Origin of the sequence: Serratia ureilytica (assembly GCF_017309605.1) — a bacterium.
GTDB classification, from domain to species: domain Bacteria; phylum Pseudomonadota; class Gammaproteobacteria; order Enterobacterales; family Enterobacteriaceae; genus Serratia; species Serratia ureilytica.
Map to the genome: position 1 here is coordinate 1117038 of NZ_CP071320.1, position 20971 is coordinate 1138008.

Consider the following 20971-nt stretch of genomic DNA (forward strand, 5'->3'; position numbering starts at 1 on the left):
AGCCGTTCCCTGCCGCACACAGATACGCAACACAGGGGTAATTACGATGAGAAAAACTACCGCAGTCACCACCACCGTCTCCGCGCTCTGTCTCACCGTGCTGTGCGGCCTGGCTCAGGCGGCCGATCTGCCGCAGTCGCTGGGCAAAGGCGAAGGCCGGCTGGACATCATCGCCTGGCCCGGCTACATCGAACGCGGCCAGTCCGACAAAAACTACGACTGGGTCACCCAGTTTGAGAAGCAAACCGGCTGTGCGGTGAACGTGAAGACCGCCGCCACCTCCGATGAAATGGTCAGCCTGATGGCCAAGGGCGGCTACGATCTGGTGACCGCCTCCGGCGACGCCTCGCTGCGCCTGATCTTCGGCAAGCGGGTGCAGCCGATCAACACCGCGCTGATCCCGAACTGGAAGAACATCGATCCGCGCCTGCTGAACGGCGCCTGGTATACCGTGGACGGCAAAACTTACGGCACGCCGTACCAGTGGGGGCCGAACCTGCTGATGTACAACACCAAAACCTTCCCGACGCCGCCGGACAGCTGGGCGGTGATCTTCCAGCAGCAGAACCTGCCGGACGGCAAGAGCAACCAGGGGCGGGTGCAGGCTTACGACGGCCCGATCTACATCGCCGACGCGGCGCTGTTCCTGAAGGCCACCCAGCCGCAGCTCGGCATCAGCGATCCTTACCAGCTCAACGAAGAGCAGTATCAGGCGGCGCTGAAGCTGCTGCGCAGCCAGCACGCGCTGATCCACCGCTACTGGCACGATACCTCGGTGCAGATGAGCGACTTTAAAAACGAAGGCGTGGTGGCTTCCAGCGCCTGGCCGTATCAGGCCAACGCCCTGAAGGGCGAGGGGCAGCCGATCGCCACCGTGTTCCCAAAAGAGGGCGTGACCGGCTGGGCGGATACCACCATGTTGCACAGCGACGCCAAACACCCGAGCTGCGCCTACCAGTGGATGAACTGGTCGCTGGAGCCGAAGGTGCAGGGCGACGTGGCGGCCTGGTTCGGGTCGGTGCCGGCTTCGCCGGCGGGCTGCAAGGCCAGCGCGCTGCTGGGTGAGAAGGGCTGCGAAACCAACGGCTTCAACCAGTTCGACAAAATCGCCTTCTGGAAAACGCCTCAGGCGCAGGGCGGCAAGTTCGTGCCGTATAGCCGCTGGACCCAGGACTACATCGCCATCATGGGCGGCCGCTAAGCCGCGGGGCGCAGCCCGCTGCGCCCGAATCACATCCGTATGGAGCACAGAAAATGACCATTGCCGTGCAATTCATCGATGTTTCGCGGACTTTCGGCGATGTTCGCGCCGTGGATCGGGTATCCATCGACATTCAGGACGGGGAATTTTTCTCCATGCTCGGGCCATCCGGCTCGGGCAAAACCACCTGCCTGCGCCTGATCGCCGGCTTTGAACAGCTCACTTCCGGCTCGATTCGCATCCACGGCCAGGAAGCCGCCAACCTGCCGCCGTATCAGCGCGACGTGAACACCGTATTTCAGGATTACGCGCTGTTTCCGCACATGTCGGTGCTGGAAAACGTCGCCTACGGCCTGATGGTGAAGGGCGTCGCCAAACGCGAGCGGCTGGCGCGGGCGCAAGAGGCGCTGGAGAGCGTGGCGCTCGGTTTCGTCGCCGAACGCAAACCGGCGCACCTGTCGGGCGGCCAGCGCCAGCGCGTGGCGTTGGCGCGCGCGCTGGTCAATCGGCCGCGGGTGCTGCTGCTGGACGAGCCGCTCGGCGCGCTGGATCTCAAGCTGCGCGAGCAGATGCAGGGCGAGCTGAAGAAGCTGCAGCGTCAGCTGGGCATCACCTTTATCTTCGTCACCCACGATCAAAGCGAAGCGCTGTCGATGTCCGATCGGGTGGCGGTGTTCAATAACGGCCGCATCGAACAGGTGGATACGCCGCGCGAGCTTTACATGCGGCCGAAGACGCCGTTCGTCGCCGAGTTCGTCGGCACCTCCAACGTGGTGCGCAGCGAGCTGGCACAGCGCCTGCTCGGCGAAAGCCGAACCTTCTCGATCCGGCCGGAACATATCCGCCTGCTGGAGCACGGCGGCGCGGCGCAGGACGAGATCCAGGTGCAGGGCACGCTGCAGGAAATCCATTACCAGGGCGCGGCCACGCGGTATGAAATCGCGCTGAACGGCGGCGAAAAGCTGCTGGTCAGCCAGGCTAATCCGCAGTGGATCGCCGCAGGGCAACAGCGGCAGATCGGCCAGCCGATCGTCGCCTGCTGGCCGCGCGCGGCGATGGTGCCGCTGCTGGAGGAGAGGTGAGATGGACATGAGCATCGATTCCCCCTCGGCGCGTGGCGGCACCGTGCGCGCGCTGTCGACCTGGCTTTATCGCCGGCCGACGCTGTATCTGCTTTTGCTGCTGGTGCCGCCGCTGCTGTGGTTCGGCGCGGTGTACCTCGGTTCGCTGCTGACGCTGCTGTGGCAAGGATTTTACACCTTCGACGATTTCACCATGGCGGTGACGCCGGATCTGACCTTCGCCAACCTCGCGGCGCTGTTCAACCCGGCCAACTACGACATTATCCTGCGCACGCTGACCATGGCGGTGCTGGTGTCGCTGGCCAGCGCGGCGCTGGCGTTCCCCATCGCCTATTACATGGCGCGTTACACCAGCGGCCGCGTCAAGGCGTTCTTTTACATCGCCGTGATGATGCCGATGTGGGCCAGCTATATCGTCAAAGCCTATGCCTGGACTTTGCTGCTGGCGAAAGATGGCGTGGCGCAGTGGTTCCTGCAGCACCTGGGGCTGGAGCCGCTGTTGGCGTCGCTGCTGACGGTGCCCGGCGTCGGTGGCAACACGCTGTCGACCTCGGGGCTGGGGCGTTTTCTGGTGTTCGTCTATATCTGGCTGCCGTTCATGATCCTGCCGATCCAGGCGGCGCTGGAGCGCCTGCCGCCCTCGCTGCTGCACGCTTCGGCGGATCTGGGCGCCCGGCCGGCGCAGACCTTCCGCCACGTCATTTTGCCACTGGCGGTGCCGGGCATCGCCGCCGGATCGATCTTCACCTTTTCGCTGACGCTGGGCGACTTTATCGTGCCGCAGCTGGTGGGGCCGCCGGGCTATTTCATCGGCAGCATGGTGTACGCCCAGCAGGGCGCGATCGGCAATATGCCGATGGCCGCGGCCTTTACGCTGGTGCCGATCGTCCTGATCGCCATCTATCTTTCCATCGTCAAACGTCTGGGGGCTTTCGATGCACTCTGAACGCGCGCCCTTAGGGCTGAAGCTGGCCGCCTGGGGCGGACTTGTCTTCCTGCATTTCCCGTTGGCGATCATCGCCATCTACGCCTTCAACACCGAGGACGCGGCCTTCAGCTTCCCGCCGAAGGGCTTCACGCTGCACTGGTTCAACGTCGCCGCCGGGCGGCAGGACATTATCGATGCGGTGCTGCTGTCGGCGCAGATCGCCTGTCTGGCGACCGCCATCGCGCTGGTGCTCGGCACCCTGGCGGCGGCGGCGCTGTATCGGCGCGATTTCTTCGGCAAGGACAGCATTTCGCTGCTGTTGCTGCTGCCGATTGCGCTGCCGGGGATCGTCACCGGCTTGGCGCTGCTGGCGGCGTTCAAGGCGCTGAACATCGAGCCCGGCATCCTGACCATCGTCGTCGGCCATGCGACGTTCTGCGTGGTGATCGTGTTCAACAACGTCATCGCCCGGTTCCGCCGCACCTCGTACAGCCTGATCGAAGCGTCGATGGATCTCGGCGCCGACGGCTGGCAAACCTTCCGTTACGTGATCTTGCCGAACCTCGGCTCGGCGCTGCTGGCCGGGGGCATGCTGGCGTTCGCGCTGTCGTTCGACGAAATCATCGTGACCACCTTTACCGCCGGCCACGAGCGCACGCTGCCGCTGTGGCTGCTGAACCAGCTCGGCCGCCCGCGCGACGTGCCAATCACCAACGTGGTGGCGCTGTCGGTGATGCTGTTGACCATGCTGCCGATCCTCGGCGCTTACTACCTGACCAAAGGTGGAGAAAGCGTCGCCGGCAGCGGCAAATAATTTCCTTACCCGACCTCTGACAAAAGGATAACCCTATGCAAAGCCAACTGTTGATTGACGGCCAACTGGTGAATGGCCAGGGCGCGACCCAGCCGGTGTATAACCCGGCGACCGGCGAAGTGATCGCGCAGGTGGCGGAGGCCAGCCCGGAGCAGGTCGATCGCGCGGTGCTGGCGGCGGACGCCGCGTTCGCCGCCTGGGGGCAAACCACGCCGAAGGAGCGCGCCGAGCATCTGCTCAAGCTGGCGGATCTGATCGACGAGCATGCCGAGACCTTCGCCAGGCTGGAGTCGCTCAACTGCGGCAAGCCTTATCACTGCGTATTGAATGACGAACTGCCGGCGGTGGCCGACGTGTTTCGCTTCTTCGCCGGGGCCAGCCGCTGCCTGACCGGCATGGCCGCCGGCGAGTATCTGGCCGGGCACACTTCGATGATCCGCCGCGATCCGCTCGGCGTGGTGGCCTCGATCGCGCCGTGGAACTACCCGCTGATGATGGCGGCCTGGAAACTGGCGCCGGCGTTGGCGGCGGGCAACTGCGTGGTGATCAAGCCTTCTGAGCAGACGCCGCTGACCACCTTCAAACTGGCCGAACTGGCCGCCGGGCTGTTCCCGCCGGGCGTGCTCAACGTGCTGTTCGGGCGCGGCGCCGGCGTGGGCGATCGGCTGACCGGGCATGACAAGGTGCGCATGGTGTCGCTGACCGGGTCGATCGCCACCGGCGAGCACATCATCGCCCACACCGCCGCCGGCATTAAGCGCACCCATATGGAGCTGGGCGGCAAGGCGCCGGTGCTGGTGTTCGACGATGCCGATCTGCAGCAGGTGGTCGACGGCATTCGCGGTTTCGGCTTCTACAACGCCGGGCAGGATTGCACCGCCGCGTGCCGCATCTACGCGCAGAAAAGCATTTATCCCGAGCTGGTCAAGCGGCTGGGCGAGGCGGTGGCCAGCCTGAAGATCGGCGCGCCGGACGACGAGACCACCGAGCTGGGGCCGTTGATTACCGCCCAGCATCTGGAGCGGGTGGCCGGTTTTGTCGAGCGAGCCAAAGCGTTGCCGCACGTACAGGTGGTGACCGGCGGCGAGAAGGTGAAAGGGCCGGGCTACTACTTCCAGCCGACGCTGTTGGCCGGCGCGCGCCAGGACGATGAGATCGTGCAGCGCGAAGTGTTTGGCCCGGTGGTGACGGTGACGCCGTTCGACGACGAAGAGCAGGTGCTGGCCTGGGCGAACGAATCCAATTACGGGCTGGCGTCGTCCGTGTGGACCCGCGACGTGGGCCGCGCGCATCGCTTAAGCGCCCGCCTGCAATACGGCTGCACCTGGGTGAACACCCACTTCATGCTGGTGAGCGAAATGCCGCACGGCGGCCAGAAGTTGTCCGGCTACGGCAAGGATATGTCGATGTACGGGTTGGAGGATTACACGGCCATTCGTCATGTGATGTTCAAACATTGATTTTACAGTAATTATCCGCACAATAGCGCGGCCTTCGAGCCGGCTCCGGCCGGCTGATGATAATAAAAATTGAAAGGAAGCCTATATGGGTATCACCAGACGCGATTTTCTCAACGGAGTGGCGATCACCATCGCCGCCGGGTTGACGCCGCTGCAAATCTTGCGCGCGTCGCCGCAAACCGCCAATCAAACCCTGTACTATCCGCCGGCGCTGACCGGGTTGCGGGGCAACCATCCGGGCTCGTTCGAGCATGCGCACCAGTTGGGGCGCGACGGCAAAACCTTTGATTTCGGCAGCGTGCCCGCCGTTGAAGAGTTCGATCTGGTGGTGGTCGGTGCCGGCATCAGCGGGTTGGCGGCCGCCTGTTTCTGGCAGCAGCTGAAAGGCGAGCAGCAGCGCATTCTACTGATCGACAACCATGACGACTTCGGCGGCCACGCCAAGCGCAACGAATTCAACACCGACGACGGCATGCTGCTCGGCTACGGCGGCAGTGAATCGCTGCAGTCGCCGCGCTCCAACTTCAGCCCGGTGGCGATGGGGCTGCTGCACAAGCTCGGCGTCGATATCGACCAACTGGAGCAGGCGTTTGACACCACCTTCTACCCGGATCTTAACCTGAGCCGCGGGGTTTACTTCGATCGCAAGAACTTCGGCGTCGACAAGGTGGTGAGCGGCGATCCGGGCCGCACGGTGGCGGACGACATTCCGCGCGATCGCCTCAACGGCCGTTCGTATGAAGCGTTCATCGGCGATTTCCCGCTACCGGAAAGCGATCGCCAGGCGCTGATCGCACTGCATACGGTGGAGAAAGATTATCTGCCGGAGATGACGCTGGAGCAGAAGGTCGAGTGGCTCGATACCCACAGCTATACCCAGTTCCTGCGCGAGAAGGTGGGCCTGAGCGAGCTGGCGATCCGTTATTTCCAACAGACCACCAACGACTTCCAGGCGGTGGGCATCGACGGCACGTCGTGCAGCGATGCGCGCATCTGCGATCTGCCGGGCCTCGGCGGCATGAATCTGCCGCCGCTGGACGAAGAGTCGCAGGCGGATCTCGACGATCCTTACGTGTTCCACTTCCCGGACGGCAATGCCACGCTGACGCGCCTGATGGTGCGCAAGCTGATCCCGGCGGTGGCGCCGGCCGGCAAAGACATGAATGACGTGGTGCTGGCCAAATTCGACTACAGCCAGCTCGATCGGCCGGAATCGCCGGTGAAGCTGCGTTTGAACAGCACCGGGCTGCACGCGGCCAACGTCGGCGACAAGGTGGAAGTCACCTATATGACCGGCGAGAAGATGACCAAGGTGCGCGCCGGGCAGGTAGTGATGGCCGGCTACAACATGATGATCCCGTACCTGGTGCCGGAGATGTCGCACGAGCAGCAGGAGGCGCTGAAGCAGAACGTCAAGGCGCCGCTGGTGTACAGCAAGGTGGTGATCCGCAACTGGCAGCCGTTCATCAAGCTGGGCGTGCACGAGATCTATTCGCCGGCCGCACCGTACAGCCGCGTGAAGCTGGACTACCCGGTGAGCATGGGCGGGTATCAGCACCCGCGCGATCCGAACCGGCCAATCGGCCTGCACATGGTCTACGTGCCGACGCTGCCGGGCAGCGGCCTCAGCCCGCGCGAGCAGTCGCGCAAAGGGCGCGCGCTGCTGCTGGGCACGCCGTTCGAGGTGCACGAGCAGATGATCCGCGAGCAGCTGCAGGGCATGCTGGGCGCGGCCGGTTTCGATCATAAGCGCGACATTCAGGCGATCACCGTCAACCGCTGGTCGCACGGTTACTCCTACTTCCTCAACGGACTGTTCGACGACGAAGACGAAGCCAAGAAAATCATCGAAACGGCGCGGCAGCCGATCGGCAAGATCGTTATCGCCAACTCCGATGCCGACTGGAGCCCGTACGCCAACTCGGCGATCGATCAGGCGTGGCGCGCGGTGAACGAACTGGCCTACGGCAAGGTTGCCGCCAAGGAGGGAGCATGAGTCTGCGTTCGCTGTACCTGTTGAGCCTGCTGGCGGCCGGCGGCTCGGCCCAGGCGATGTCGGCCGGGGAATACGTCGCCAAAGCCGGCGACTGCACCGCCTGCCACACCGCGCCGGGCGGCGCTGAACTGGCGGGCGGCATGAAGTTCCCGACGCCGCTCGGGGCTATCTACGCCACCAACATCACGCCGGACAAGCTGCACGGCATTGGCGCCTATTCGTTCGAGGAGTTCGATCGCGCCATGCGCCAGGGGGTAGCCAAAGACGGCCACCGGCTCTACCCGGCGATGCCGTACACCTCCTACGCCAAAATGAGCGCGGAAGACATGCGCGCGCTGTATGACTACCTGATGAATGAGGTGCCGGCGCAAAACGTCGCCAACCGGGACAGTGACATCAGCTGGCCGCTGTCGATGCGCTGGCCGCTGGCGGTGTGGAACTCGCTGTTCCACGACGACCAGCCGTATCAGGCAGATCCGCAGCAAAGCGCCGAGTGGAACCGCGGCGCCTATCTGGTGCAGGGCGCGGGCCATTGCGGCAGCTGCCACACGCCGCGCGGCTGGGCGATGCAGGAGAAGGGCCTGGACGGTAAGGAGCCGGTGTTCCTGAGCGGCGCCGAGCTGGACGGCTGGTACGCCTCCAATCTGCGCGGCCTGCCGCCGGGAGAGGTGACGGCGCTGCTGAAAACCGGCCGCAGCCGCCATGCGGCAGTCGCCGGGCCGATGAGCGAGGTGGTGACCCATAGCACGCAGTATCTCAGCGACGGCGATCTGAACGCCATCGCGGTGTACCTGCGCAGCCTGGCACCGGAAACTGCCGCCAAAGCCGCTGCGCCAGCCACGCAGGCGGATAACCCGGGCGGCAAGGCGACCTATGCGATGTACTGCTCGACCTGCCACGGCAATAAGGGGGAGGGCACTGACTTCGCCATTCCGGCGCTGGCGGGCAATGCCACGGTAACGGCGGACAATCCGCTGACCGCGCTGCGGGTGGTGCTGGAGGGGGCGCATACGCCGATCACGCAGCAGGCGATGGCGTTTGACATGCCGGCTTATGGCTGGGCGTTGAACGATCGGCAGGCGGCCGATCTGATGAGCTACCTGCGGGGAAGCTGGGGCAACCAGGCGGCGCCGGTGACGGTGCAGCAGGTGCAGGACGCGCGCCAACTGCAGGCGAAATAAAGAGGGAGCGCGGTCTGACGGCCGCGCTCCGCAAGCATTACAGCACCTTATGTGGGCCGAAGCATTCGTAGTGGATGCGTTCGGCCTCTACGCCCATCTCCAGCAGCTGTTTGCCCACGAACTGCATGAAGGCCACCGGGCCGCAGAAGTAATAGTGCATCTGCGGATCGGCCAGGCTGCCTTGCAGCGTGCTCAAATTCATCAATCCGCGGCTGTGGTAGTCGCGGCCTTCCACGTCATCGGCACCCGGCTCGCGGTACCACACATGGCGGCTCAGATTCGGCATACGCCCGGCAATATCCGCTACCTCATCGGCAAAGGCGTGCACGCTGCCGTTTTCCGCCGCGTGCAGCCAGTGGACCTGCGCCTGATGTTGGTTGTCGTGCAGGGTGTTGAGCATGCCGAGCATCGGGGTTTGGCCGACGCCGGCGGAGATCAGCGCCACCGGCGTGGTCGGCGCCACGTCGAGGAAGAAGTCGCCGTGCGGCGGGGCGATGTCGATCACGTCGCCTTCCTGCGCCTGCTGGTGCAGGTAGTTGGAGACTTTCCCCTGATCTTCGCGCTTCACCGCGATGCGGTAGAACTCGCCGTTCGGCGAGGTGGTCAGCGAGTACTGGCGAATTTCCTGATGCTCCAGGCTGTCGTGCTTGATGTAGACCGCCAGGTATTGGCCCGGTTTGAAGTCCGCCACCCGGCCGCCGTCCACCGGCGCCAGCACGAAGCTGCAGATCACGTCGCTCTGCGGCTGTTTCTTCAGGATGCGGAACGCGCGCAGATCGCGCCAGCCGCCGTTGTCGGTTTCGCTCTGCTGATAAATCTGCTCTTCACGCTGGATAAATACGTTGGCCAGCACGCCGTAGGCCTTGCCCCAGGCGTCCAGGACTTCCTGGCCCGGACTGAACATTTCGTCCAGGGTCGCCAGCAGGTGACCGCCGACGATGTTGTACTGCTCCGGCTGGATATTGAAGCTGGTGTGCTTCTGCGCGATGCGCTCCACCGCCGGCAGCAGCGCCGCCAGGTTCTCGATGTTGGCGGCATAGGCGCAGATGGCGTCGAACAGCGCCTGACGCTGATCGCCGTTGCGCTGGTTGCTCATGTTGAAAATATCTTTCAATTCCGGGTTGTGCGCGAACATGCGATCGTAAAAGTGGGCGGTCAGCTTCGGCCCGGTCGCAGCCAGCAGGGGAATGGTGGATTTCACGGTGGCGATGGTTTGGCTATCCAGCATGGAAGCGCTCCTTGGGTTGGGATCTTGACGATAATTGTAATGATGTATTTTAAATGCATCTTATTGGGTTCCACGCCGCTTGTAAATACCCTTGTTTTCGTTGCGGTGTTCTTCGGGCGTCGATCGCGCTCACAGAACATGAAAAAAGCGCATCGTTCGCATGAGGAAATGTCCGTTGATAAACGGCGGCATTTAGCGGATCAAAGCCTTGCGCCACCTTATGCCAATCGTTTGCGTAAAAACCTCTGTCAAGACCTATCTTCGGTGGGGCGAAACGGTTTACACTGTGGCCCAGAACCCAAACGGGTAGTTATTTGGTGATTTTTTAGTTAGCTGATTTAAGTCAGGAGATGCCGGATGTTAAAGCGTGAAATGAACATTGCCGATTACGATGCGGAACTGTGGCGTGCCATGGAGCAGGAAGTGGTGCGTCAGGAAGAGCACATCGAGCTGATCGCGTCTGAGAACTACACCAGCCCGCGCGTGATGCAGGCTCAGGGTTCCCAGCTGACCAACAAATACGCTGAAGGCTATCCGGGCAAGCGTTACTACGGCGGCTGCGAATACGTGGATATCGTTGAGCAGCTGGCTATCGACCGCGCCAAAGAATTGTTCGGCGCCGATTACGCCAACGTGCAGCCGCACTCCGGCTCCCAGGCTAACTTCGCCGTTTACACCGCGCTGCTGCAGCCGGGTGACACCATTCTGGGCATGAACCTGGCGCACGGCGGCCACCTGACCCACGGTTCCCCGGTTAACCTGTCCGGCAAACTGTATAACGTGGTGCCTTACGGCATCGACGACAAAGGTCAAATCGACTATGACGATCTGGCCAAACAGGCGCAAACCCACAAGCCGAAAATGATCATCGGCGGCTTCTCCGCTTACTCTGGCGTGGTTGACTGGGCCAAAATGCGCGAAATCGCTGACAGCATCGGCGCTTATCTGTTCGTCGACATGGCGCACGTGGCCGGCCTGATCGCCGCCGGCGTGTACCCGAACCCGGTACCGCACGCGCACATCGTCACCACCACCACCCACAAAACCCTGGCGGGCCCGCGCGGCGGCCTGATCCTGGCGAAGGGCGGCGACGAAGAGCTGTACAAGAAGCTGAACTCCGCCGTGTTCCCTGGCGGCCAGGGCGGCCCGCTGATGCACGTGATTGCCGGCAAGGCGGTGGCGCTGAAAGAAGCGATGGAGCCTGAGTTCAAGGTTTACCAGCAGCAAGTGGCGGTCAACGCCAAGGCGATGGTTGACGTGTTCCTGCAGCGCGGCTACAAAGTGGTCTCCGGCGGCACCCATAACCACCTGTTCCTGCTGGATCTGGTCGACAAAAACCTGACCGGTAAAGAAGCGGACGCCGCCCTGGGCCGTGCCAACATCACCGTCAACAAAAACAGCGTGCCGAACGATCCGAAGAGCCCGTTCGTCACCTCCGGCGTGCGTATCGGCACCCCGGCCGTGACCCGTCGCGGCTTCAAAGAAGCCGACGTGCGCGAACTGGCCGGTTGGATCTGCGATGTGCTGGACAACATCAACGATGAAGCCACCATTGAACGCACCAAGAAGAAAGTGCTGGATATCTGCGCCCGCCTGCCGGTTTACGCATAATCCCGCTTTTGCCTGATAAAACCCGCTGCGGCGGGTTTTTTTGTGGCCGTTCGCGGTAAACTGTGAGCTGTCTGGCACTCTAACGCATTGAAGCGGAATGAAGATTGCGGGGCGGTGTGAGCTCTGTCAAAGTATTGCCCTCACTCCGGAGGGATCATGGTTCTGCAATCCACGCGTTGGCTCGCGCTCAGCTATTTCACCTACTTCTTTTCCTATGGCATCTTCTTACCGTTCTGGGGCGTGTGGCTGAAAGGCGAAGGCATCGCGCCGGAAACCATCGGCATATTGCTCGGCGCCGGTTTGGTGGCCCGCTTCCTCGGCAGTTTACTGATTGCCCCCCGCGTTAAAGATCCCTCTCATTTAGTCTCCGCCCTGCGCCTGCTGGCGCTGCTGACACTGGCTTTCGCGGTTGGCTTCTGTTTCGGCAACGGTTGGGGCTGGCTGATGCTGGTGATAGCGGGGTTCAACCTGTTCTTCTCGCCGCTGGTGCCGCTGACCGACGCGCTGGCCGGCACCTGGCAAAAGCAGATCCGTATGGACTACGGCCGGGTAAGGCTGTGGGGCTCGCTGGCGTTCGTCATCGGCTCGGCGCTGACCGGGCAGCTGGTGGCGGTGTGGGGCCATAACGCCATTCTCTACAGCCTGATCTTCAGCGTGCTGGCGATGCTGCTGGGCATGTTGCTGAAGCCGAGCGTCATGCCGCAGGGCGAAGCGCGTACGCACGGCGGGGCCGAGGGTTCGCTGTGGGCACTGCTGAAAGAAGGGCCGGTCTGGCGCTTCCTGCTGTGCGTCACGCTGCTGCAGGGGGCGCACGCCGGCTACTACAGCTTCGGCTCCATTTACTGGCAGGAGGCGGGCTATTCGGCCTCGACCATCGGCTATCTGTGGTCGCTGGGCGTAGTGGCGGAGGTGATTATTTTCGCCAGCAGCAACGTGCTGTTCCGCCGCTGGAATGCGCGCAACCTGCTGCTGCTTTCCGCCTGTTGCGGCGTGTTGCGCTGGAGCCTGATGGCCTACAGCACCGAGCTGGGCTGGCTGCTGCTGATCCAGATCCTGCATTGCGGCACCTTCACCGTCTGCCATCTGGCGGCGATGCGCTTTATCGCCGCGCGCCAGGGGCAAGAGGTGATCCGGCTGCAGGCGGTGTATTCGGCGCTGGCGATGGGCGGCGGTATCGCCGTCATGACGGTCATTGCCGGGTTCCTGTTCGAACATTGGCAGGGCGGGGTATTCTGGGTGATGGCGGCGGTCGCGGTGCCGGCCTTGTTCATCCGGCCGCCGGCGGTCAGTGTCAGCCGCTGATTAAGGCGCTTCCAGCAGCGCGCGGATGGCCTGGCGCTGCCGAGTTTCCAGCGGCAATTCGGTATAGATCAGCGGCGGGTGCGGATCGCTGTGCACCGCCGCATAAGGGGTGATCACCAGCATGACGCCCTGCGGCGCCCCGCCGCGCAGATAGTCGCTCAGCGGCAGGTACTTGATGTTCAGCGGCAGCAGCGTGAGCTCGCGGATCTGGTATTCCACTTCCTCTTCCAACTGCGGGTTATCCAGCGTCAGCAGCAGCACCTGTTTTTCCTGCAGCGCGTTGTCCTGCATCAGCCAGGCGCCGAAGCTGATGGCCACCAGGCCCGCCTCTTCGTTGGAAAAATGCACGCCGTATTCCTGTTCCAGCGGTTTCAACGCTTCCTGCGTGGTGCGCATTAGCCGCGGGTATTTGCGCACCACTTCTTCCAGCAGCATATTGTCGATGCCGATGGCGAAACGGCAGCGCTCCAGCGCCGGCGCCAGATGGGCGAACAGCTGGCTGACCAGCTCCGTCTTGCTGCTGAAGGCCATGCCGGAAAGCTGCTGGAAACGCTCGACCATGCTGTCGATCGCCGCCATCAATCTCTGCTCTTGCGCCGAGTCATTGCTGTGGTAGCTGTGATTTTTCAACATGGTGAAGGTCAGCGCCAAAAAATCGCGCTCGTCTGCCTGCGGCGGCTGGTTAAACAGCCGGTTGCAGGCCTGATGCAGCCAGGCGGCGGCCTGCTGCTCCGGCTTTTGCCGCAGCCAGTCGCGCTGAACGGCGTCGAAACGCGGGTGTTGCTGCAGGCGGTTTTGCCAGGCGCAGTAGAGCAGATAATGCTGCAGGAATTGGCGGTCGCGCGCGTCAAAGTGACGATTGAGCAGCGGCTCGCAGGCGTCGAGCGCCTGGGCCAACAGCGATGTCAACTCGGCATCGGCCGCCAGCGCTTGCCGCAGGCGCGGGGCGAAATCGTCTTCGACGAACCGCGGGCTGCAGCGCAGGGTGCGCCTTAGCCAATGGAGCAGGCACAGGCGTTGGTTGAGCGCGCTGCCCCTCAATCGGTAGCCATGGTCGGGATCGACGGCGATCTCCAGATGGTGGAAACGCTGGATTTCACTGGCCACCTCGGCTATATCTTGCCGGGTTATCGGGGGGGCGACGCCATTGATTCGGCTGAGGGTCTCCAGCTGTAACTCGGGCTCCGGCGTGTACAGCATCAGCAGCAGATGGCAGCGCCGTTGTTGTCCGGAGAGCTCAGGCACGGGAGAGGTGTCCAGGCTCATATCACCTTCCGGCATAAAAGGTTGCGATTATGCCTAAGCATAGCAAAAGGCTTTGTGCAGGCAGGGTTAACGCGCGGCTTTTACTTCGGCTTACAACTTTCGTCACAAATATCGCCGGCAGAGGCGGGCCGTTCGACATTTATTTGTGTTACGTTATAACAAATATAGGTAAAGCAGGATAATGATGAAGTTACGTCGACTTTTGGCTGCCTTTGGCGCCGTGTTCAGCGCCGGTGCGATCGCGCATCCGCACAGCTTTATCGATATGAACACCACCTTCGTCGCCAAGGATCAGCGGTTGGTCGGCCTGAAAATGGTGTGGGTGATGGATGAAATCACCTCGGCGGATCTGCTCTACGATGCGAAAAACGCCAAGAGCGATTCGGAAGTGTGGAAAAAGCTGGCGGCGGAAGTGATGGCCAACGTGCTGGGGCAGCACTATTTCACCGACCTTTACCGCGACGGCAAGCCGGTGAAATACCTGAACTTGCCCAGCGAATATCACCTGTCGCGCCAGGGCAACCAGGCGGTACTGGAGTTCGTGCTGCCGTTGGCCGAGCCGCAGCCGCTGGCGGGCAAGCCGTTCGAGCTTTCTACTTACGATCCGACTTATTTCGTGGATATGACCTATAAAGACCAAAATGCGCTGCATTTGCCGCCGGAGATGGCGCAGCAGTGCAGCTACAAGCTGATGACGCCGAAGCCGAATGCGTCGCTGCAGGCCTATGCGCTGTCGCTCGACAAGAACGACTCGCCCGGTGAAGACCTGGCGCTGGGGCAGCAGTTCGCCCAGCGGGTGACGCTGCAATGTCGCTGAATCTCTCGCAACCGACGATAAACCGGCGCCACTGGGCTTTCGGCCTGTGGCCGCTGCTGCCGTTCACGCTGGCGCTGGCGGCCGCCGCGCTGCTGGCGTGGCACTATTGGCCGCAGCTGCTGATGCAGAGCGTGGTATGGCAAAAAGCGCTGCACCAGCAGATGGCGGGGTTGTTGCAGCAGGTGAAGGCCGCGCCGCAGCAGGCAGGGTTGGCGCTGACGCTGTTCAGCCTCGGCTATGGCGTTTTGCATGCGCTCGGCCCCGGCCACGGCAAAGTGGTGATCGCCACCTATCTGGCCACTCACCCGGCGCGGCTGAAAAGCAGCCTGAAGCTGACCTTCGCCGCTTCGCTGGTGCAGGGCGGGGTGGCGATCGCGCTGGTTACGCTGATGCTGGTGGTATTGCAGCTCTCTTCGCGCCAGCTTCACCAAAGCAGCTTCTGGCTGGAGAAGGGCAGCTTTATTTTGGTGATGTTGCTTGGCGTGTTGCTGAGTTGGCGCGCGCTGAAACGTCTGTTTGCGGCGATCAAGGCGATGCGCCCGGCGCCGGCGCTGCGCATTAACAGCCTGACGCCGCTGGCGGCGGAGCATGTGCACAGCGCCGATTGCGGCTGCGGCCACCGGCATCTGCCGAGCGACAGCGAGCTGCAGGCGGGAAGCGATTGGCGCACCCAGACCGCCATCGTGCTGGCGATGGGCATGCGTCCCTGTTCGGGGGCGATTTTGGTGCTGCTGTTCTCTAAGGTGATCGGCGTGTTCGGCTGGGGAGTGATCTCCGCGCTGGCGATGGCGTTCGGCACGTCGTTGACCATCTCCATGCTGGCGCTGCTGGTGCATTACAGCCGACGGCTGGCGGTGCGCCTTAGCCGCTCGCGTGCGCCCGCCGCCTGGAGCGCGGTGGCCTGGGGATCGTTGGCGCTGGCCGGGGGCCTGATCCTGTTGGCCGCCGGGCTGTTGCTGTACGTCAGCGCGCAGCCGGAATTCGGCGGCGGCATCCGCCCCTTCTCCCGCTAACGGGCATAAAAAAAGCGCTGCATCGGCAGCGCTTTTTTCGATTCGCTTCTGGCGATTAACGCTTCAGCGCTTCGCTCAGTTCTTCGCGCATGGTGGCCAGCATGGCTTTCACGACGCGCGGGTTGCCTGCTACCACGTTGCCGGAGCTGAAGTGGTTGTGGCCGCCGACGAAGTCGGTGACCAGGCCGCCGGATTCACGCACCAGCAGTTCGCCCGCGGCGAAGTCCCACGGCTTCAGGCCGATTTCGAAGAAACCGTCTACGCGGCCGGCGGCCACATAGGCCAGATCCAGCGCAGCGGAACCGGTGCGGCGGAAGTCCGCGCACTGGGTGAACAGCTTGCCGACGATGTTGATGTAAGGCGTGGCGTGCTGTTTGACTTTGAACGGGAAGCCGGTCGCCAGGATGGTGCCATCCAGATCTTTGGCGTTGGTGCCGCGCAGACGGTAACCGTTGAGCTGGGCGCCCTGACCGCGCGTGGCGGTGAACAGTTCGTTGCGCATCGGATCGTAAACCACGGCCACTTCAGTGCGGCCTTTGATGCGTACGGCGATGGAAACGGAGAAATGAGGGAAACGTTTGATGAAGTTTGCAGTGCCATCCAGTGGATCGATCACCCATTGCACATCGCGATCTTCGCCGATCAGCTCACCGCGTTCTTCGCTCACGATACTGTGTTGCGGATAAGACTTGCGGATGACGTCGATGATCAGATGCTCTGCATCGCGATCGACGTTGGTGACGAAGTCATTGGTCCCTTTCTGGCTCGCTTCTACAGCGTCCGGGGTTTCGTAGTTTTTGGCAATCAGGTTACCGGCCTTGCGCGCAGCGCGCACGGCGATAGTCAGCATCGGATGCATGGGTATCTTCCAACTAGGATGTTAAAGAACAGGAAACGGCGCGAAGTATAGCAGCTGTTCGGCAAATTGCCTACGGCTGTGTTAAGATGCTGCGATTTTCCGCCACGCTCAGAGTTTGTATGCTGCACAATATCCGCATTGTTCTGGTAGAGACTTCACATACCGGCAACATGGGCTCGACCGCCAGAGCCATGAAAACCATGGGGTTAACCAACCTTTATCTGGTTAATCCGCTGATCAAACCCGATTCTCAGGCCATCGCCCTGGCCGCCGGCGCCAGCGACGTGATCGGCAACGCCACCATCGTCGATACCCTCGATGACGCCATCGCCGGCTGTAGCCTGGTGGTGGGCACCAGCGCACGTTCTCGCACCTTGCCGTGGCCGATGCTGGAGCCGCGTGAATGCGGCGTGCGCGCGGTGCACGAAGGCGAACACGCGCCGGTGGCGCTGGTGTTCGGCCGCGAACGCGTCGGACTGACCAACGATGAATTGCAGAAGTGCCACTACCACGTCGCCATTCCGGCCAACCCGGACTACAGCTCGCTGAACCTGGCGATGGCGGTGCAGATCCTGGCGTATGAAGTGCGCGTGGCTTACCTCGATCGCCAACAGGCGGGCGCGCCGCAGCTGGAAGAGACGCCGTATCCGCTGGTGGATGACCTCGAGCGTTTTTATCAGCACCTGGAGCAGACGCTGCAGCGCACCGGTTTTATTCGCCCGTCCCATCCGGGCCAGGTGATGAGCCGCCTGCGCCGGCTGTTCACCCGCGCGCGCCCGGAAGGGCAGGAGCTGAATATCCTGCGCGGCATGCTGACGTCGATCGAGAAACAGGATAAACATCAAGGTAATTAATTGATGTGGCATAACGGTGGGTGACAATAGTATTAGTTATCCAAAGGTTATAACATGTATTTTATATACCTTTGTTCTTGCTAAGTTCAAAACGTGCTAATACTTGAGTTAATTACTAGGTTAAATAGTTGACTGTTTTACTCAGGAATGTCAGACTTTCGGCCATATTTGACCAACAGGTAACCATTGAGCTATGAGACTGACATCCAAAGGCCGTTATGCCGTAACCGCTATGCTCGACGTAGCGCTGCATTCCCAGGAAGGGCCGGTGCCACTGGCGGACATTTCCGAACGCCAGGGTATTTCGCTCTCTTATCTGGAACAATTATTCTCCCGTCTGCGCAAGAATGGCCTGGTGGCCAGCGTGCGCGGTCCGGGCGGTGGTTATCTGCTGGGTAAAGACGCGGGTGAGATCGCCGTTGGCGCTGTCATCACTGCCGTCGATGAATCGGTAGATGCAACCCGTTGCCAGGGCAAAGAAGGCTGTCAGGGCGGCGATCGCTGCTTGACCCACGCCCTGTGGCGCGATCTGAGCGAGCGCATCAGCGGGTTCCTGAACAACATTACGCTGGCTGAACTGGTCAACAACCAGGAAGTGCTGGTGGTGGCGGATCGTCAAAACAACGATACGCGCCGCACGGCCAACGGTCGTCCGCAAGAAACTATCAACGTTAATCTGCGCGCATAAGCAGCTGGCGAAATTATTTTAGTTTTTGGAAGTGATGTACGGAGCACAAGAGCAATGAAATTACCGATTTATCTGGATTACTCAGCAACGACGCCGGTTGACCCGCGCGTTGCTGAGAAGATGATGCAGTTTTTGACCCTGGACGGCACTTTCGGCAACCCGGCTTCCCGTTCCCACCGTTTCGGTTGGCAGGCGGAAGAGGCGGTAGACATCGCCCGTAACCAAATCGCCGAACTGGTGGGCGCCGATCCGCGCGAAATCGTCTTCACCTCCGGGGCGACCGAATCCGACAACCTGGCGATAAAAGGCGCTGCCAATTTCTACCAGAAAAAAGGCAAGCACATCATCACCAGCAAAACCGAACACAAAGCCGTGCTCGACACTTGCCGTCAGCTGGAGCGCGAAGGGTTTGAAGTCACCTACCTGGCGCCGCAGAGCAACGGCATCATCAGCCTGCAGGATCTCGAAGCGGCGATGCGCGATGACACCATCCTGGTCTCCATCATGCACGTCAACAACGAAATCGGCGTGGTGCAGGATATCGAAGCGATCGGCGAAATGTGCCGTGCGCGCGGTATCATCTACCACGTTGACGCCACCCAGAGCGTGGGCAAACTGCCTATCGATCTGAGCAAGCTGAAAGTCGACCTGATGTCGTTCTCCGGCCACAAAATCTATGGTCCGAAAGGCATCGGCGCGCTGTATGTGCGTCGCAAGCCGCGCATCCGCATCGAAGCGCAGGTGCACGGCGGCGGTCACGAGCGCGGCATGCGTTCCGGCACCCTGCCTGTCCACCAGATCGTCGGCATGGGCGAAGCTTATCGCATCGCCAAAGAAGAGATGACCGAAGAGATGGCGCGTCTGCGCACCCTGCGCGATCGTCTGTGGAACGGCGTGAAAGATATGGAAGAAGTGTATCTGAACGGCGATCTGGAGCACGGCGCACCGAACATCCTGAACGTCAGCTTCAACTATGTTGAAGGCGAGTCGCTGATCATGGCGCTGAAAGACCTGGCCGTTTCTTCCGGTTCAGCCTGTACCTCCGCCAGCCTCGAGCCGTCCTACGTGCTGCGCGCGCTGGGCATGAGCGATGAATTGGCGCACAGCTCGATCCGTTTCTCCCTGGGGCGTTTCACCACGGAAGAAGAGATCGACTACACCATTCAACTGGTGCGTAAATCCATCGGCCGTCTGCGCGATCTGTCCCCGCTGTGGGAGATGTTCAAGCAGGGCGTGGACATCAACAGCATCGAATGGGCGCATCATTAATTCTCAGGTTTCAGGAGCAAGGTTATGGCTTACAGCGAAAAAGTAATCGATCATTATGAAAACCCGCGCAACGTGGGTTCTTTCGACAACGAAGATCCTACCGTCGGCAGCGGCATGGTAGGGGCGCCGGCTTGCGGCGACGTGATGAAGCTGCAAATCAAGGTTAACGATGAAGGCATCATCGAAGACGCGCGCTTTAAAACTTACGGCTGCGGTTCCGCCATCGCCTCCAGCTCGCTGGTGACCGAATGGATGAAAGGCAAGTCGCTCGATCAGGCTGAAGCGATCAAAAACACCCAGATCGCCGAAGAGCTGGAATTGCCGCCGGTCAAAATTCACTGCTCGATCCTGGCTGAAGACGCCATCAAAGCAGCGATTGCCGACTATAAGAGCAAGCATAGCGCCGAGTAATTTGTCTGAGTCGGCCCGGCCGCGCCGGGCTTTGATGTGAAGTGTGAGGTTGTGATGTCTATTACCATGAGCGACAGCGCTGCGCAGCGTGTTCAGGCGTTTTTGACGAACCGCGGCAAGGGTCTCGGCCTGCGTCTGGGAGTGCGAACTTCCGGCTGCTCCGGGATGGCCTACGTGCTGGAATTTGTTGACGAAGCCAACGATGACGACATCGTGTTTGAAGACAAAGGCATCAAGGTGATCATCGACGGCAAGAGCCTGGTCTACCTTGACGGCACCGAGCTTGATTTCGTTAAGGAAGGCCTGAACGAAGGCTTCAAGTTCAACAACCCGAACGTCTCAAGCGAGTGCGGCTGCGGCGAGAGTTTCAACGTCTGACAGTCCATCGTGCTCCCCCGTTTCGGCGGGGGAACTTCATCCGCTAACGCCCAGAGCACGCTATGGATTACTTTACTTTATTCGGGCTGCCAGTTCGCTACACCGTGGACGGCAGCCTGCTTGCGTCCCGCTTCCAGGATCTGCAGCGCCAATTCCACCCCGATCGTTTCGCCAACCAGCCGGAGCGCGAACGCCTGATGGCGTTGCAGCAGGCGGCGACCATCAACGAAGCCTACCAGGCGCTGAAGCACCCGTTAAAACGCGCGGAGTATATGCTATCGTTGCACGGCTTCGATCTGGGCAACGAACAGCATACGATGCGCGACACCGCGTTCCTGATGGAACAGCTGGAACTGCGCGAAGAGCTCGACGCCATTGAGCGCAAGCCGGAGGCGGAAAGCCTGCTGGCCGATTTCGGCGCGCGGCTGGCCGCCTCGGTCAAACAGCGCAGCGCGCTGATGCTGCAGCAGTTGGACAGTGAACAGTGGGCGGACGCCGCCGACACCGTGCGCAAGCTGCGCTTCTTGGACAAACTCCAGCAACAGGTTGAACAACTCGAAGAAAAACTGCTGGGTTTTGAGTAACACCTTCTGATTCTGATTGTGGAAGCTTC

At 61.6% G+C, this 20971-nt stretch carries 20 protein-coding genes; 17 read left to right on the plus strand and 3 right to left on the minus strand.

Annotated features, from left to right (window positions below):
• Positions 1-46: 46 nt before the first annotated feature.
• From ydcS to J0X03_RS05195, 7 genes are all read left to right on the plus strand, one after another.
• Entirely contained in the window at positions 47-1201 is a 1155-nt protein-coding gene (gene ydcS / locus J0X03_RS05165; RefSeq protein ID WP_025303928.1) for a putative ABC transporter substrate-binding protein YdcS, read from the plus strand.
• A 53-nt stretch (positions 1202-1254) separates the two neighbouring features.
• Positions 1255-2283, plus strand: coding sequence for an ABC transporter ATP-binding protein (locus J0X03_RS05170; protein WP_033644106.1), 1029 nt, complete (start codon positions 1255-1257; stop codon positions 2281-2283).
• Between the two features lies 1 nt (position 2284).
• Positions 2285-3229, plus strand: a complete 945-nt coding sequence (locus J0X03_RS05175) for an ABC transporter permease (protein WP_033644105.1) — start codon at positions 2285-2287, stop codon at positions 3227-3229.
• A complete protein-coding gene (locus J0X03_RS05180; RefSeq protein WP_016929774.1) occupies positions 3219-4025 on the plus strand; it encodes an ABC transporter permease in 807 nt (268 codons plus the stop codon). Before J0X03_RS05175 ends, J0X03_RS05180 begins: the two co-directional genes overlap by 11 nt.
• A 35-nt stretch (positions 4026-4060) precedes the next feature.
• A complete protein-coding gene (gene patD / locus J0X03_RS05185) occupies positions 4061-5485 on the plus strand; it encodes an aminobutyraldehyde dehydrogenase (RefSeq protein WP_046687663.1) in 1425 nt (474 codons plus the stop codon).
• A gap of 85 nt (positions 5486-5570) precedes the next feature.
• Positions 5571-7481, plus strand: a complete 1911-nt coding sequence (locus tag J0X03_RS05190) for an NAD(P)-binding protein (protein WP_129993523.1) — start codon at positions 5571-5573, stop codon at positions 7479-7481.
• Positions 7478-8662: a c-type cytochrome gene (locus tag J0X03_RS05195; protein ID WP_060660344.1), complete on the plus strand. Its 1185-nt coding sequence runs from the start codon at positions 7478-7480 to the stop codon at positions 8660-8662. The genes J0X03_RS05190 and J0X03_RS05195 overlap by 4 nt, the downstream gene beginning before the upstream one ends.
• A 37-nt stretch (positions 8663-8699) precedes the next feature.
• Here J0X03_RS05195 and hmpA read toward each other — a convergent pair whose 3' ends face one another.
• Complete coding sequence (hmpA, locus tag J0X03_RS05200) at positions 8700-9890, minus strand: NO-inducible flavohemoprotein (RefSeq protein ID WP_160204496.1); 1191 nt, start codon at positions 9888-9890, stop codon at positions 8700-8702.
• Positions 9891-10247: 357 nt separating this feature from the next.
• On the opposite strand from hmpA, the gene glyA reads away from it, so the two are divergent.
• Both glyA and J0X03_RS05215 read left to right on the plus strand, forming a co-directional pair.
• Positions 10248-11501, plus strand: coding sequence for a serine hydroxymethyltransferase (gene glyA / locus J0X03_RS05210; protein WP_025303922.1), 1254 nt, complete (start codon positions 10248-10250; stop codon positions 11499-11501).
• A 156-nt stretch (positions 11502-11657) separates the two neighbouring features.
• The gene (locus tag J0X03_RS05215) at positions 11658-12803 is read left to right on the plus strand and encodes a 3-phenylpropionate MFS transporter (protein ID WP_160204495.1); all 1146 of its coding nucleotides are present in this window, start codon (positions 11658-11660) and stop codon (positions 12801-12803) included.
• Here the strand turns inward: J0X03_RS05215 and csiE are convergent, their stop codons facing one another.
• Positions 12804-14069, minus strand: coding sequence for a stationary phase inducible protein CsiE (gene csiE, locus J0X03_RS05220; RefSeq protein WP_160204494.1), 1266 nt, complete (start codon positions 14067-14069; stop codon positions 12804-12806). It lies immediately after the preceding gene.
• A gap of 181 nt (positions 14070-14250) precedes the next feature.
• Between csiE and J0X03_RS05225 the strand changes: the two genes are divergently transcribed.
• Positions 14251-14886 (plus strand): DUF1007 family protein, encoded by a 636-nt coding sequence (locus J0X03_RS05225; protein WP_046687657.1) that lies wholly within the window; start codon positions 14251-14253, stop codon positions 14884-14886.
• Positions 14877-15899 (plus strand): nickel/cobalt transporter, encoded by a 1023-nt coding sequence (locus J0X03_RS05230; protein ID WP_033651571.1) that lies wholly within the window; start codon positions 14877-14879, stop codon positions 15897-15899. Before J0X03_RS05225 ends, J0X03_RS05230 begins: the two co-directional genes overlap by 10 nt.
• 55 nt (positions 15900-15954) lie before the next feature.
• Here the strand turns inward: J0X03_RS05230 and suhB are convergent, their stop codons facing one another.
• Positions 15955-16758, minus strand: coding sequence for an inositol-1-monophosphatase (suhB, locus tag J0X03_RS05235; RefSeq protein ID WP_033644096.1), 804 nt, complete (start codon positions 16756-16758; stop codon positions 15955-15957).
• Positions 16759-16877: 119 nt separating this feature from the next.
• Between suhB and trmJ the strand changes: the two genes are divergently transcribed.
• The 6 genes from trmJ to hscB all read left to right on the plus strand — a co-directional run bounded on the left by trmJ (position 16878) and on the right by hscB (position 20942).
• The gene (gene trmJ / locus J0X03_RS05240) at positions 16878-17612 is read left to right on the plus strand and encodes a tRNA (cytosine(32)/uridine(32)-2'-O)-methyltransferase TrmJ (protein ID WP_025303916.1); all 735 of its coding nucleotides are present in this window, start codon (positions 16878-16880) and stop codon (positions 17610-17612) included.
• Between the two features lie 193 nt (positions 17613-17805).
• Positions 17806-18300, plus strand: a complete 495-nt coding sequence (iscR, locus tag J0X03_RS05245) for a Fe-S cluster assembly transcriptional regulator IscR (protein ID WP_004941404.1) — start codon at positions 17806-17808, stop codon at positions 18298-18300.
• A gap of 54 nt (positions 18301-18354) precedes the next feature.
• Positions 18355-19569: a cysteine desulfurase gene (iscS, locus tag J0X03_RS05250; RefSeq protein ID WP_015378780.1), complete on the plus strand. Its 1215-nt coding sequence runs from the start codon at positions 18355-18357 to the stop codon at positions 19567-19569.
• 24 nt (positions 19570-19593) lie between these two features.
• Entirely contained in the window at positions 19594-19980 is a 387-nt protein-coding gene (iscU, locus tag J0X03_RS05255; protein ID WP_033635600.1) for a Fe-S cluster assembly scaffold IscU, read from the plus strand.
• A 54-nt stretch (positions 19981-20034) separates the two neighbouring features.
• Positions 20035-20358: an iron-sulfur cluster assembly protein IscA gene (iscA, locus tag J0X03_RS05260; RefSeq protein WP_004941410.1), complete on the plus strand. Its 324-nt coding sequence runs from the start codon at positions 20035-20037 to the stop codon at positions 20356-20358.
• A 62-nt stretch (positions 20359-20420) separates the two neighbouring features.
• Positions 20421-20942 carry a co-chaperone HscB gene (gene hscB / locus J0X03_RS05265; protein ID WP_033644094.1) on the plus strand — a complete coding sequence of 174 codons (522 nt, stop codon included), beginning with the start codon at positions 20421-20423 and terminating at the stop codon, positions 20940-20942.
• The last annotated feature ends 29 nt before the right edge of the window (positions 20943-20971 follow it).